The 14,653-nt window shown below is 40.4% G+C and carries 10 protein-coding genes; 2 read left to right on the plus strand and 8 right to left on the minus strand.

What is annotated here, in order from left to right:
* Nucleotides 1–9: 9 nt before the first annotated feature.
* The 7 genes from BQ9893_RS07290 to BQ9893_RS07330 form a co-directional block, all read right to left on the minus strand.
* Nucleotides 10–534 (minus strand): TlpA family protein disulfide reductase, encoded by a 525-nt coding sequence (locus tag BQ9893_RS07290; RefSeq protein ID WP_075965497.1) that lies wholly within the window; start codon nt 532–534, stop codon nt 10–12.
* Nucleotides 535–978: 444 nt separating this feature from the next.
* A complete protein-coding gene (locus BQ9893_RS07300) occupies nt 979–1,434 on the minus strand; it encodes a DUF4494 domain-containing protein (RefSeq protein ID WP_075966077.1) in 456 nt (151 codons plus the stop codon).
* A 1,261-nt stretch (nt 1,435–2,695) separates the two neighbouring features.
* Nucleotides 2,696–3,637: a hypothetical protein gene (locus tag BQ9893_RS07310; RefSeq protein ID WP_075965500.1), complete on the minus strand. Its 942-nt coding sequence runs from the start codon at nt 3,635–3,637 to the stop codon at nt 2,696–2,698.
* 366 nt (nt 3,638–4,003) lie between these two features.
* Nucleotides 4,004–4,558 carry an energy transducer TonB gene (locus tag BQ9893_RS07315; RefSeq protein WP_167369854.1) on the minus strand — a complete coding sequence of 185 codons (555 nt, stop codon included), beginning with the start codon at nt 4,556–4,558 and terminating at the stop codon, nt 4,004–4,006.
* A 401-nt stretch (nt 4,559–4,959) separates the two neighbouring features.
* A complete protein-coding gene (locus BQ9893_RS07320; protein WP_139322575.1) occupies nt 4,960–5,343 on the minus strand; it encodes a hypothetical protein in 384 nt (127 codons plus the stop codon).
* A 291-nt stretch (nt 5,344–5,634) separates the two neighbouring features.
* On the minus strand, nt 5,635–6,924 hold the full coding sequence (locus tag BQ9893_RS07325) for a hypothetical protein (RefSeq protein WP_139322576.1): 1,290 nt from the start codon (nt 6,922–6,924) through the stop codon (nt 5,635–5,637).
* Nucleotides 6,925–8,582: 1,658 nt separating this feature from the next.
* Nucleotides 8,583–9,542, minus strand: a complete 960-nt coding sequence (locus tag BQ9893_RS07330; RefSeq protein WP_075965504.1) for a ribonuclease Z — start codon at nt 9,540–9,542, stop codon at nt 8,583–8,585.
* Between the two features lie 204 nt (nt 9,543–9,746).
* Between BQ9893_RS07330 and BQ9893_RS07335 the strand changes: the two genes are divergently transcribed.
* On the plus strand, nt 9,747–10,538 hold the full coding sequence (locus tag BQ9893_RS07335) for a M23 family metallopeptidase (protein WP_075965505.1): 792 nt from the start codon (nt 9,747–9,749) through the stop codon (nt 10,536–10,538).
* An 18-nt stretch (nt 10,539–10,556) separates the two neighbouring features.
* Nucleotides 10,557–13,082, plus strand: a complete 2,526-nt coding sequence (locus BQ9893_RS07340; protein ID WP_075965506.1) for a hypothetical protein — start codon at nt 10,557–10,559, stop codon at nt 13,080–13,082.
* Between the two features lie 76 nt (nt 13,083–13,158).
* On the opposite strand, the gene BQ9893_RS07345 is transcribed toward BQ9893_RS07340, so the two are convergent.
* Entirely contained in the window at nt 13,159–14,322 is a 1,164-nt protein-coding gene (locus BQ9893_RS07345; protein WP_075965507.1) for an OmpA family protein, read from the minus strand.
* Nucleotides 14,323–14,653 lie beyond the last annotated feature (331 nt).

A 14,653-nucleotide genomic window follows, 5' to 3' on the forward strand; every position in this document is an offset into this window, starting at 1 on the left:
TGCAATAATTTATTTGGTAAGGGCTTCTAGCAGGCAATCCCCGGTTCCAAAAGTCAGGGGATCTATGTCATTGGTCGTATAGTTAACTATATTGTTCTTGACAATATAAACTCGGGGAATATACTGTCTGGCGAACATCCCATATACAATATTTTGACCGTTGTGCGCAATAGGGAATGTGTATTTGTGTTTCCTTATATAAGATTCGATTACAGCGGATGACTCACATCTCGATATACCGATAAAATGTACGTCATTGCCATATTTGTCAAACAATTTTTGGATAACGGGAAATTGTTTCTGGCAATCGCTGCAATCTGTGCTGAAAAAAAATATCAACGACGGCTTTTCCTTGTCAGGCATATCATGTGCTACCAGGTTGAAATCAGTGACTTGAAATCGGGGGCATCTGTCTCCGACTTTAATGATGTCACCAGAATCTGTTCTGCTATCGTTCTCACAAGCTGCAAGGACCACCATGAGTAACATCAGAAAGTAGGCAATTCCATTTCGATTAATTACTGTTTTTTTCATGGATTTCTTTTATTGGTTAATATTGGTTTGATCTATGAGTACGCCTAGGAGCATGGGATCTCCAGAAGGCATTATCTGCTTGTCTGTGATCCGTATGCTGCAGTTTTCAGATTCCGTGTTCAGAATATAGACTCTATCATTGCAGAATATCGATAGACTATCTGTAGTATCAGTCATCATTATATTCAAAGGATATTCGCATCCGATTTCGCATTTTGCGGCAGTTTCTCTATCCGGGTGGATGTAAAAACAGAAACTTTCACATCCCGGAATTGAAATTTCAAGAATGGTCATGTCAATCCCTTTAAGAAGTTTGTTGCGTCTTTTTTTTCCACAATTCTGTATGAGCAGAACAGTCAGCAGAATTAGGATTACAATAATCTGAGTGATGTTTAAGACTGTACAGTTAATCATAATGTTTACTTATTAGTTTTTGAGTTCATGTTAATCTATTTCGTTACATACATCCATTATGGCCGTTTCCTCAATTTTTGTAATTTTGTAATCGGACATGGATCCGTTCATGTATTTTTTGATTGATACAATTACGTCATCAACGGAACTACCTTGGATCAGTATGAGGTTTTTTGTTTTTTTCTCTTTCCCGGGCTTCTCGTCTAAGGTTATGAAACAGAGGATACATTTATAGTACATATCTCCGGATTTGTCTTCAATGATTTCTGAAAATTTACACCTCTTGATGTCTGAGATCGTAAATTCACCGGATGTAAAGGGTTCGATGAATTTAATCATCCTGCTCTCTGCTTCTGTGAATGAAAATGCCTTTACTATATAAGGCTCGGTTACTTTTTTCTCTAAGCCGTTTTCTCTAACCCGGTTGTATCGGACCTTGCATTCAAAAAATGTGCCTGAATTTATGTTTGAGATAGAATTGCTCATGGTTTTGGTTTTGAATAATTCAGTCGCTAATTTACAGTAAATTAGCGAGAAAAACAAGAGCTTAAACCATATATTTTCGCAGAAAACGGTATTATAACCTGATATACGGGAATCTTTTTTAGACAGGATGGCTAAATTCTTACAGGGAAGCCAATCTGCAATATCCAGATAGAATGCGAACATGAGTTGATCATTGTCTTGGTCCTTAATGGACAATACGCTGTATTCCTTACGTCCGTTGATAATTTACAATATACCAGTTTAATTAGTTTAATAGATATAATATAAGCAATAAAACCAAAATACAAATTTACAATATAATAGTTGAAATTATTTTTATAGACCATGCCGACTGGATGGACGATGCCGAACTATCTACATTACCATAGAAGAAATTTGTTTTTTAGACAGCAATGTCACCATTAATGCCTAAAATACAACTATTTATAAGATAGTTACCACTGACATAATTAACACCCCTATTTTTAAGCGGTGTTGAAAATCAATTAGTTACAAAATATTGAGATAAAGGTTTGCACGAAATATGCAAGAATCATATAACAATACCGGTGTTTTACTTCCATAACGCAATGAAACCGATGGGAAGATGCCATCTAATACCTAAGCTTTGAATCCCTTTTTGCGTTTTGTTAGGAAGCCCGGTATCTGGCGTCGAATTAGATATGATACAAAATAAAGAAGTCAAGCATCACTATATAAGAAAAACCTTCGGTAGGCTGTAACAATGTATATTACAAATCCTTAAGCAAAGGTACGCCAATAACCTTGAAAATGCAAAATAAGCTCAAGTAATTAAAGATAAATTAAGATATATACTATCCTCATGTTAATTACTCTGTCGTATCATTCATAGAATAAGAATCGTCCGGTCAAATCTTTGTTTATCTATCAGGCATGGTTTGCCGTGTGTGATGTCCCATAGCTTGTATTCCTCAAACAATTTGGTGTTGGGATTTAACTTGATAGATATTTTCCCAGCTTCGATGGCCTTACCTTTACTTGAAAAGTATACGTCTTCATCATTAATGGTAAGTCCATACTTTCTTACCGTATGTATCTTCATTTCAAACATAGTTCATCTCTATTCAAATACTCAATTTCTGCATATCGTTTATCCGGTCATTTTTCACTTCGATGTCATCTTTGAAGAGTGGTAACTGGTAATCTCTTTCCTGTATCATACCTCTGAATGATTTGTGTAATCTCTGCCCTAAGGAATAATATTGCTTGCTGTATATTTTCATTGATTTGTTGTTCTGTAAATATGATGCCCAAGAGTGGAACGGATAAAATGGGGATCCAGGTCTACTTCGAAGGCTTCAAACAGACTTGGATGTGGTAAAAGCTGTTGCTCGTCTTGTACTGTAATTGTTTTCTTTATTCTGTCAATAGAACCTATTTTGGATATACAGTGTGGGCATACGAATGGTATTGTCTTGTCAAAATTGTTAGTGATTAGCGGTTGTGCCATGCTCTTATATGTATTGAAAACCTTTTCTCTGTTTAGTGCATCCTTGAGATGTGCCCGGTATTGTGTTATCAGTTTGTCATCCATTTCGGTAATGGACAGTTTGACGGATGGCCGCTGTTTTATCATCATGATATTCTGTTCCAGTTGCTCATGATTTATGGAACCTTTATTTAGCATATTGTTCTCATAATTCTCTGATGTGCTAAAGTACATCCATTTTGGAAAATAGTAAGGATGTCCACAATCTGTGCACGAGTATAAGTCATATTCAATCAATATTATATTGGCATGCAAGTACATGCCCCATAAAGGTTTTTCCCTGTCTAAGAATCTCTTCACACAGGTAATTATTGTGTTTTGTTCTGATAGGACGCATGTCTTTTCTTGTGAAGAGAAAAAGCTTATCTGCTTTCGGTACCATGTAAGTAAATCTTTTGATGATTGGTCAACTAGAACAATGATATAGTTGCCGGAACGTATTGCTTTACAAACAGCGTTCCGTATTATTTCTTCATTGGCAAATATCTCTGTACGTTTTTCCTCTTTCAGCCACAAAAGGGATATAATACGTTTGTTCAACGAAAATTGTCCAGCAAAAACATTATCTAAGGCTGTGTAAATCGGCAATCCCTTGCATGTATCGGTAAATTCTTCCACTATATGTTGGATTAATTCTATCTTATCTTTATGGTCAATAATAAAATTTTTCATTTGTTTTCTTTTGGTTGTCACAAACTTAGCAAAAATAGTCGGTAATACTTAAGATGATCGTCATTTTGAACTGTTATTTACAGACTATTCACATTTATGGTAAATTAAGAAATGGAGATGAAAAATTCTGGAGATATATTTCTATTTGAAAATATTGTATAACTATAATTGGTCGGCAACGTGTTTTAATCTACCTTAATAGTAGAAATTAAGCCATTAGAATGTTGAGTTTCGACATTGCAGCGATGCTCCCTCTGTTCACCGAGCCATCGACCATTTTCTCTAACTGAGATTTTAGTTCTTCGCTGATTCGCAATGTGATTGTTGCCGTAATTATTCGTTTCTTTTTATTTATCAATTACTTGTTCACTGGAATCGGAACATGATAGGCAAGAAATATTTGACCTTAACAGTCTTGCCATTCTTCTTTCCGGGAATCCATTTAGGCATGAGGTTGACTACACGAAGCGCTTCTTTGTCCAATGATTCTTCGACTGAGCGTGAAACCTGGATATCGTAAACACCTCCATCCTTACCGATGATGAATTCGATAACTACCTTTCCTTGGATACCGTTTTCTTGAGCTAAGGTCGGATAGCGTATGTTGTCAGCAAGGAACTTGCGTAACGCTGTCTCCCCACCGGGGAACTTTGGCATGGTTTCGACTATAGTGAACACCTCTTCTTCTTCAGGTTCTTTGATGATTACATCTACGTGCTTGATGGCAACGAGCTGGTCCAGATCCTCTGTAGTCTCAACCTGAACTTCATCCAGCTTGGAGTCGTTTTCGACAATTTTGATTTCCTCAATTACTTTTGGGGGAGCCGGAGGGAGGACTTTCGGTTTGATGTCATCCATCGTAGTGATGGGTACTAGTTCTTCATCTTCCCAGATAATACTTTTGCGTTCCGGTGCCGTCACCTTCTTATCGCTGTTTGTCCACTCAAAGCTTATAAAAAGTATTGAAAGCGAAACCAGCAATCCAATCAGAAAGCGTGGGAATCGGTTGTTCTCCATAATGAGTAGTGGGTTCTTTTTTATTTCCATAATTTGAAGGTTTTGATAAAATCAATCAACTCTGCAAAATTGCAACAAATGTTTATTAGAGTCTAATGGCTTAATAATTAAATTATTATAGTTCCTCAGGTTGTTAGTATTTTGAGCTTATTCTGTGTCCTATATTTAATGTTGCATCTTGTATTATATATGTTTTCGCATGGCGTTTGAGCTGCTCAGATATACTTTTCCGGGTCCGACGATGCTTGTCAGCATCATGCCCTCTCCAGCAATCAAGTTCTTGAATATACTGAATCTTTTAGTATTCAGACCTTTCGTAGGAACTCATATTTGCCGGTCACCAGCACCTCGATAATTCTGTTGGGAGTCATTTTACCGGACCAATATCCCTTTGCCAGTTCGGTTACCTCGTCATAATTGGATGACGTGGTTATCTGTTTGAACCAATTCTCATCGAATTGTCTGCATTGTTTGTCCGGAGTTACCGAGAGGACTATATGTGTATTATCTCTACCAAATTGGCAATATCGCATGGCGTTCCCGATATCCTGATAATAGCTGATGGAATGCAGTCTGCTTGGTAGATTCCGGTATAATTCCAAACGAACGGTTTCCCATACCACCTCCCATAGATATTCAATTTTCTCTTGTTCTAGGCGAATATCATGGATTCGGTTGAATCGTTTCATTTCGGTATAGAACCGTTTCCCATGGTTCGGGTAATTTGAGATAATTACGTCCCCTTGATCGTCAGATAATCTTTCAGTGCCATCCATTATCTTCATGCCTGTATTGTATGCTGTCTGGAGTGAGATTCCGGTCTCCTTGGAAAATCTGCACACAGCTTTTAGCGTGTCCTAGAGACGTATGATTTCTTGCTTTCTCGGACTTGTATGTTCCTTGCTGTCGTAAACGACACCGATAGTTTCATTATCGTTTAATATTCTGAATAATCTGCTCATGATTTATATTTTTAAAATTCATCGTCGAATCTTATGGGATTTATTTTTTTCGTTATCCTCGGTTTTGATTCTCAAGGAATTCGGAACATATTTTTCGTTCTCTTGGCTGATTCTGACAGCTACTTGGCAGATGTTTTTTGTGCGCAATTCTTGGGGAATATACCTAAGCATATTCATTGCCTCTTTTTGTTCACATGCCACCAATCCATATTCACCAGGTAAGTCCTCTGCATAGAATATGTCCTGTTGCCGGTAGTTGTTTATACCATCCAATAATTTCTGCTCGATATTCGGAATACTTGTGATGACTTCATCGGGTATGTGATAAAGAAGTGACATGTCGTGCTTTATAGCCTTTTCGACCATCCAATTTTCTATGTAACCAGAGGGAATATAGCGTAGATTATTGATATAAGCACGTACCGCTTTTATCCCGATCTCTCTAAAGTCTGGTTGTTGCCTTATTTCTACTGGGATATTCATATATTCTTCGGGAGAAGCGCATTTCCAAGTATCCGGTGACATTTTCTTGCCGAAGAAGTTCGTGGATATAGTTCCTTGGGCCAGCAATATTTTCTGTACCTCTGGATCCTTTTTCATGGACTCAGGCATGTGTACAAACACTTCCGATTCATCGAACGTTTGGTATCGTGTCTTATCTGGATTGTCAAGAAAATCGCCTTTCCCTATCAGATCCGTATAATTTTCCCAGAAAGAAGGATTATCGAGCACCTCCTTAGGTACATACCCGTTTGAAATTAGTTCGGTACTGATGGGACAGAGGTAGTGCCAGTCTTGTACGGATAAGTTCATGTCAGGGTATATCTTCAAAGGATTCTTTACACCATGATTCTTATAGTATTCGAATCTGCCGGGTATTCCGTAAATGCTCATATCATAATCATAATCTTTTTCAAAGCGTATTGCCATGAAGTCCTTCATGATAGCTATCCAATCTTTCTGCTCATAATTAATTTGTGCTTTCTGTTGCCCTTGCTTGAGAACGTGCATGCTGTACACTTCGGTTACATGGGGAGAACGGGATTTTTCAGGGATATTTTCAATGTTCGTTCCGTGTTCGATGGCCTTTATGAAGAAGTCTTCGCTACGGGGAATATCATGATAGCCGTGCTTCTCAATGAACTTGGCATAATTATCATACGCATAAGTGAGCATATCGGGACTATACTGTTCCAGTTCTTGTTTGACATGATTATATACATCCTGGTCATTCTGATATAGTCGCGACTGGGCTGCATTGAACGACTTTTCTGTCACATACACTGCTTCGGGCGCGTACATTGCCATGGAGGGCTTGACATTTTTAATCATTTCTTCAAGGTCCTTTTTGCTCAAATAATTAATATCGGAGTATTTGTACACGTAGCAACCGTTAAGAGTATGTAGCTTGTCAATGTCGTTATGATATTCGTTATAAAACATCATGTACACATTGTTCTTGTTGTTGCTATCGGCAGGGCAGATGAAAGAATTCAAAATTTCTCCGTTGTTAGTTTCAACAGTCAGTATATCCCCGCTAATGTGTTTCTTTGGCTTAATGAAATTGATTAAGGTGTCTATTATGCTCATAGTTATATTTTGATTATTTCAATTACGAAAATACATTTAATATTTTTGATTATCAGTAATAAGAGAGGATGTTTAACAATATTTATCTGATATTGGTATATAAATGTATGAATGAGGTCGATATTTATTTATATTATTTCCAAAAAAGATAGAAGAATGTGTTATCTTTTCAACATCCCGAGGATTTATTGTATAGCCTGATGTACCATATATTCTACGCAATTGCCGTCATAGGATGTCGGTAATGAAATGGATAGTGTTTGGCTATATATAATATTCAGAATGCGTGTCGATTTTTGGGTTTGGAATTTATAATTAAACATAACGGTAATTATAGAATATATTTTAATTGATAAATATAACATTGTCTATAGTTTACAGCGAGGATTGAATAATTTACACTTTTAGTAAAGATTATACTATAATGATTTTTTAGTTGTCGAATTTGAAAGAAATCAGCAAAATGAATGGCATTCACAAGCATCTACAAACTCAAATAGAAATTATTTCATTACGCAATTATTAAGCTTGGCGTATCCAGTTGATCTACAATATATCAGTAGAAATTAGTTTTTTAGACACGTTTGGAGGCTATTGAGCAGAAATTAGATCTACAATTTAATAGTAGAAATTATTTTTTAGACTGACAGATAAGCATTACAGACCATATCATATCTACATTCCATAGTAGAAATTAGTTTTTTAGACCGCGCAAAATTCGGTATCAACTGCTTCATCTACAATATCATAGTAGAAATTCTTTTTTTAGACAGCAATGTCGCCATTAATGCCTAAAATACAACTATTTATAAAATAGTTACCACTGACATAATTAACACCCCTATCTTTAGGTTGTGCTGAAAATCAATTAGTTACGAAATATTGAGATAAAGGTTTGCATTAGGTATGCAAGAATCAGATAATAATACCGGTGTTTTACTTCCATAACGCAATAAAACCGGTGGGAAGATGCCATCTAATACCTAAGCTTTGAATCCCTTTTTGCGTTTTGTTAGGAAGCCCGGTATCTGGCATCGAATTAGATATGATATAAAATAAATAAGTCAAACATCACTATGTATAAGTACTTTCGGTACGGCAACGAACACATTACAGTCACAATTCCTTATACAAAATTACACAAACATTCTTTAAATGCAAAATATACTCAATTGTTTAAAGATAAATTAAGAATCCGTCAGTTTACACCTCATTTTAAAGCATTACACACCTTATTAATTTTTAGAACTACAGAGTGCAACCTAAAAAACTAATAACCCAATACGCTATTCTACAATTTACATGAAGTTTTCAAGGCTTCATCTACATTCAGAATGAAGACTTAAAACCTTCATGCTCCTTACTGCTCCCTAATGTTAACTTTCAAGTAACTCCCGCATTTTGTTGGTAAAGGTAAAACGCATTTCTCTTCCTTTGCGCAAGTCAAGTTCCATCCCTTCGTTGGCGGCTAGGGTGTAGGGGAACACAGACTTCGTTTCATCCTGAAATTTTTGTATATGCTTCCTAAAGCAATATCTTCTGGAATAATGTCCAATCAGCAGTTGTCCTGCATCGGCTGCTTTAGCTATCTCTGCCGCATTCCAGGTAGTTGAATGCAGGCATTTTTTCGCCCTCAATGCATTTTCGTGCAAGAAACTGGTTTCATGGTAGATGACATCGCACCGTTCAATAAGCGGAACGATTGCCGGGCAGTATTGCGTGTCACTGAGGTAGGCATATGAAAAACGGTGGTGAGTGTTACAGACCTCTGTTGGAATGAGCCCTCTGACAAGTCTTCCCTTCTCCAGCTGCTCAATGTCAAAATCATCAAGATTATGTTCTTTGATAATCTCATCAGGAACTTCCAGCCCCTTGTCTGTCTGAACGAATTTGTATCCTATACACGGTACGGAATGTTCCAGAGGGAGGCTGTACACAGTCAGCCGATCATCCGAGCTGATAACTTCTGATACACCGTCAGTAAGTTCTATCAACTCCAAATCCATACGAAGCTTGTGACCATACAGTTTAAGCATAGGTTCAATAGCCTCTTTCAATCCGACAGGCCCATATACTTGTAAATGCTTTGCTCCCATCAAATCCATTAAATAGATGATGCCCGGCAATCCAAGATAATGATCTGCATGCATATGTGTAATGAAAACCTTCCGCAGGCGGCATACGTTGATGTTAAAACGTGACAGCCAAAATGATGCTGTCTCGCCGCAATCAACCATATAGTAGTTGTTGCCGATATTGAACACTTGTGCTGATGGAACATGTTTGGAACTGCTGGCTGATGCGCCTGTCCCGAGAATCCTTAAAAACGTTTTCATAGTCAGATAATGTTTAATTGTTCTTGTATTTATATACAAAGCACGGCATTATTCGTGAGATGTCGAAATTAGCGGTCATGTTGTGCAGCAGATTTTGTGGCTCCTATTTAACGGCTCAAAAAATATACTAATAAAACCGCTAAAAGTTAGGTTGTTAGACTGTCATCCTCTATTTTTGCATCTGAAAACCAAAACCTGATTGATATGCTACGGATAGTCATCCTTCTGATTTTCTGTTTGTTTGTGTGCTCTCCTATTTCGGCCCAAGCATTAGCTGACGGCAGCCGTTCCAAACCGAAGCCTCCATCTTCACTTTACGATGGTTATCGGGAGGATCGTGTTCATGCGTATATACCGGTCTCAGATATTCCTGACCGCTATCCCATTCATGTTTCCGGCTTTGTAATGCCGCTGGCTGATGTGCTGGTCACATCGGTTTATGGTATGCGTTGTAAAAAGATGCATCGTGGCATAGATCTTGCCTTGGAGGTCGGTGACACGATCGCTTCTGCCTTTGAAGGTTATGTACGCAAGACAGGATACGACTATGGCGGTTATGGCCGGTTTATGGTAGTCCGTCATTTGAACGGTCTTGAGACGGTTTATGGACACCTGCAAACATGCTTGTTGGACGAAGGAACTGAGGTCAAGTCCGGACAGTCCATTGCCTTGGGTGGCAACACCGGAAGAAGTACCGGACCACACCTGCATTTTGAGATACTGTTTATGGGCCAAGCCATCGACCCCCGACGAATCATTGATTTTGCGGAAAAGAAAGTCCATCAACCGACCTTCTATTATACGAAGAACAACCGTATCGTTCCAAACAAGCGTCCCGATCAAAAGAAGGAGATTCTGTGCCATCGGGTACAGAAGGGAGACACATTGCTTTCCATTGCCAAAAAGTATGCCGTTACGGTTGACGAATTATGCAGATACAATCATCTTGAAAGAAACAGCAAACTGCGGAAAGGGCAAATCATCCGCTATAGTTAACCTTGAATTGAATGGATCATGAAAGAATTTATCGCATTGAAACCTTTAGAAATAACCATTGACTCCATAGGTATACATCGCTATGTTGTGGAATTGGCAGGAGACCGTTATCAGGTTCCTCTGGCTCCCTCACAGTTGTGCAAGCCGTTACCGGACATCGTTCATTGTGTCATCATGAAGACCGATACTGGGATTGAAGAAATCAGGCAGGACCGATTTTTCCTGCTCAAACAGTTTTACGGGTTGGAGGGATTTGCCCGGTTTACGGTCCATAAGATTGATGACGATCCCCAGTTTGTGGCCGTGCAGGTAACCGTGAAAGACGAATACGGTTTGCTTCACACACTGATGATCCGCAAGGGAAGCTGCCAGGTGGTGTTTGGCCAAGGTATAGACTGCAGATACCGATTGGTCCGTAGCAAGGAATACGACGGTGTACTGAAACTTCAACCGTCGGTTGGGATGGAAAACATGAACTTTGTGTCGCCCCGCAACCTGTTAGCGCTTTGCGGCCACAATTCCTTGTTGAAGAGCTGCTTCTTCCGGTTGCGTAATGCGGTGGGAGAAAACCCCAAGATAAAAATGAGCCATCAGATTGTTACCAAAAACAATTTGTGGGTGTTTACCTTTGCGAACGGTGTCCGCAAGCTGCTTGATGAATCGTTGGAAGAAAAGGACTGGCCGTATATCTATGAACTTTGCAACGGTTATCTGCAGTTGGAGGAAGAACTTCGGTCAAACACCATTTATCTGTCATCGTTCAATGAAGATAGAAAAGCCGAATTTCTCCGTAAGGCAGCCTTTGAGATTGTCTATTGCAAGAGCCTGCTTGGGGCTATGGCGCTTATCCGTGACAATACATTCGACAGATTCTGCCAGGAGGTCTTGAAAAAGTTGCAATCAGGCGAGCCGGTCTCTCCGGAAATGTTCGGAATCATTGTGGAAGCATGCAATAACAAACCGGAACTACTGGAAGCGAATATACTGACGATTGCCTGGATTGCCTTTTGGGGCAGTCGTATCCCACGTGTGGACATCCCGTCGTTGCAGACCTTGAACAGCATAATAGATGCCCATGTCAACCTCAGGGTGATGAAAATGAACGGGAAATTGAATCTGGAAGCGATTCCTGTGCCGGACGATGAACTGGAAATACTGGAAAGGCTGATAGGTGTCCAAGTGCTGACGAAAGGGATTATGACACCTCCCACACAAATCCTGAAGTTGGCCCAGATAGCCCGGTTTGCCAGTTATCATAGTGCCGGTGCGGACTATTACCGTTCCTATCCGCTGTCCAGAAGCATCGCATACAAGTCATTGGACTTGCTTTGCGGCATTTCGGCTGTCAATTTTGGGCAACGAGATTTGGAGTCTGATGATCTGTCCGGATTCATCATCAAGCTGGCCAGCACCCGGATGCAGCCGTTGAAAAAGGAATTTGTCTATCTGGACAAAGGCGCCATTCTGTTTGACGCTCAAGGCGTCCATCTTTATCCCAAGGCCCATTTGTTACCTGGCAGTAATCTTTCGGATTGCAACACCTTGTACTCAATTTTGAAAGTCAAGGTCAATCTGTGCAGCCAGATTGTCCGTGGTATTGATGGCCTGAACCTTCCGGACATGGCTGGTGCCGGTGCCGCATGGAAGAAGCTTTTCTGGAGACGGGATGAACAGCGGGAAAAACGAAAATTGACCTTGCCGGACGGTTTTTATAGGCTGACATATAAAGGGCTGTCAAAAACCAGCAACCGGTTAGGCTACTTTATCTATACGGACAAAGGGGTTGACGAACCGCAACATTGCGTGCTTCATACAAACCGTATATTTCAGGTTCCCGGTGGTACTTTGGAAGGTCTGTTCACTATCGGTGATGAAATCACCGCCCAAGTGTTCTCTTGTGAAGAGTTCAGCGGTTACCAGATAGACTTGCGCAACCAGATACAGCACAATCTGGCCAGCCAGATAGAGGCCGGCGATGTGTTCATTGCCAAAGGTCTGGAGAGAAAGGACGGTAGGTTCTATCTATATGGAAACAACGGAGTGCTATGTTCCTGTCCTGATGCCGACAGTTGGGTTGTCGGTAAGTACTATCAGGTGATTGTCCCACACAGGAACCTGTTCACCGCACCGGATATTGACGGGGATATTTTGGGAGAGGATTATCAGCCGTTTGACGCGCTGGAAGTGAACAACCAGATGATCAAGAATTTCCTGGAGAAACATGCCAGATGTCCCTATTCACGGATCTCCCGTGTCTTCGCTACGGAACTTATGTTCTCGCTCGACCGCATTGCGGACTTTGCCGGTACGGACAGGAAGCGTTATTCCTTCTATCAGTTCATCAAGCTGATAGCCTGCATAGAGCATTCCAAGCTTTCCTATCTCTATGACCATATACTGTTGATCATGGAAAAGCATCAGAAGGGCCAGCGCATTCTTGCGGAAGAGCTGCCCGAAGACTTTGTTACCAAGTATCCCCGGTTATTGAAGATGTCATTAAAAAATCCGCTATGCTCACGCACGGCGGATCAACAAAATAACTAATTTATAATTCACGGGTTTTGTGATTCTTCACATAGAATCAAACAATCATGTATAATGATATTTACGACTCATTTCATTACTTGATGATTACCGCCCGGCTCAATGCCGGGTCATTGTAGAACATATTGTCCACGCCACCCTTCACGTCAACACGCAGCATGGTTGCGGGTACACCGAACTCTTCAACCAGGCATTTCTTAACGGTTTCAGCACGTTGCGAAGACAGACGTTTGTTTGTCTCGGCTGAGCCGGTCTTGTTGTCAGCGTATGCCTCGATGGTGAATACCTGATCCGTGCAAGACTTGATGGAAGCGGCAGCATATTGCAAGTTGATTCGCTGGGCTTTTGACAAAGCCGACTTGCCCAGATCAAAGAGCACATACACCGGTGCCATGGTCTTGGTGGTTATCACTTGAACCGCAGGTTCGGCCTTCATTTCTTTCTCTTTACGGATTTCCTCTTTCAGCTTCTCGTTCTCAGCACGGAGGTTGTTGGCTCTCTCGTTGGCATTGTCCAACTCGCTTTGGTCGATTCCGGTATATTTGATGATATTCCGGTCGAAGTTTTTCTTGCCGATACGGTAAGACATGCCTACCAACGCACTGTACATGCCTTCCGCTCTTTTGTGGCTGAGTTCACCGTCAAACTTGTCCTTGAAGAACGCGGTAGCCAGTTCTACATTGACAGCCAGGCGGTCTGTTATGCGGAAGCGGTTGATGATACCGGCGTGCCAGGTCAGTTCGTCATTCTTCGGTTGGCTGGTTGAATGGATGATACCAGCACCGGCATAAGGGATGAATGAGTAAGCTCTCTGAGGGTTATGTCCACAGAACATTTCCGAGAGGTTCAGCATCACATCCGCATGCATGTTGACGAAATTTCCTTTTTGCTTATGGTATCCGTCACCCAAGCCTTTGCGTACAAATCCCGTTTCCGGAGAAATTGCGACGCCATTCCAGTACAAACCGGAGTAATTGGCGCGGACTCCCAGGCCCGGAGTAAACCATTTCCCTACATAAGCGTTCACAGCGGGTGCGAAGCGTTTGCCCAGGGACATGTGTTGGTCATGCTGCCCACCATAGACGTTTACACCGGCGCCTACTCCTACAAACCAGTTGTCCCAAAATCCATTAGTCACTACACGATGGGGAAATTCTATGCCTTTGTCGGCATCGTTCTGGGCCGATACGGTCGGCCCCAATAACAGGCAGAAAGCAGCCAAATACAAATACTTCTTCATAATCAAGTGTTTTGGTAATTACAAATTGTGCTACAAAGGTAATTCTAATTCTCGTAACTTGTGTAAATAATTGTGAAAATATTCATTTTGTCTCCCGGCTTTTTCATTTAAGATTTCGTTGTTCACTCAAAAATGTTGTTATATTATAGGGGTATTTCCTTGGATGGTGAGGGCGCTTTTTGCTCGCACGGTTCATAAATCATGGGGCGATTCGATGATTGGAGGATATGCTTCCGAAAAACGTTAGTTCAAATACCTTTAATGAAATTCTTTTTATCTATGCTTCACTTTGGCACACCTTCATCCACATCTTTGCAACATTTAGATAAAA

The sequence above is a fragment of the Parabacteroides massiliensis genome, assembly GCF_900155425.1.
Taxonomy (GTDB): Bacteria; Bacteroidota; Bacteroidia; order Bacteroidales; family Tannerellaceae; genus Parabacteroides; species Parabacteroides massiliensis.

Excerpts from the sequence above, each read along its gene's own strand:
- BQ9893_RS07340 (WP_075965506.1), top strand. The coding sequence starts at position 10,557 with ATGAAAGAATTTATCGCATTGAAACCTTTAGAAATAACCATTGACTCC.
- BQ9893_RS07345 (WP_075965507.1), bottom strand. The coding sequence starts at position 14,322 with ATGAAGAAGTATTTGTATTTGGCTGCTTTCTGCCTGTTATTGGGGCCG.
- BQ9893_RS07320 (WP_139322575.1), bottom strand. The coding sequence starts at position 5,343 with ATGAAACGATTCAACCGAATCCATGATATTCGCCTAGAACAAGAGAAA.
- BQ9893_RS07330 (WP_075965504.1), bottom strand. The coding sequence starts at position 9,542 with ATGAAAACGTTTTTAAGGATTCTCGGGACAGGCGCATCAGCCAGCAGT.
- BQ9893_RS07290 (WP_075965497.1), bottom strand. The coding sequence starts at position 534 with ATGAAAAAAACAGTAATTAATCGAAATGGAATTGCCTACTTTCTGATG.
- BQ9893_RS07310 (WP_075965500.1), bottom strand. The coding sequence starts at position 3,637 with ATGAAAAATTTTATTATTGACCATAAAGATAAGATAGAATTAATCCAA.
- BQ9893_RS07335 (WP_075965505.1), top strand. The coding sequence starts at position 9,747 with ATGCTACGGATAGTCATCCTTCTGATTTTCTGTTTGTTTGTGTGCTCT.
- BQ9893_RS07325 (WP_139322576.1), bottom strand. The coding sequence starts at position 6,924 with ATGGCAATGTACGCGCCCGAAGCAGTGTATGTGACAGAAAAGTCGTTC.
- BQ9893_RS07300 (WP_075966077.1), bottom strand. The coding sequence starts at position 1,434 with ATGAGCAATTCTATCTCAAACATAAATTCAGGCACATTTTTTGAATGC.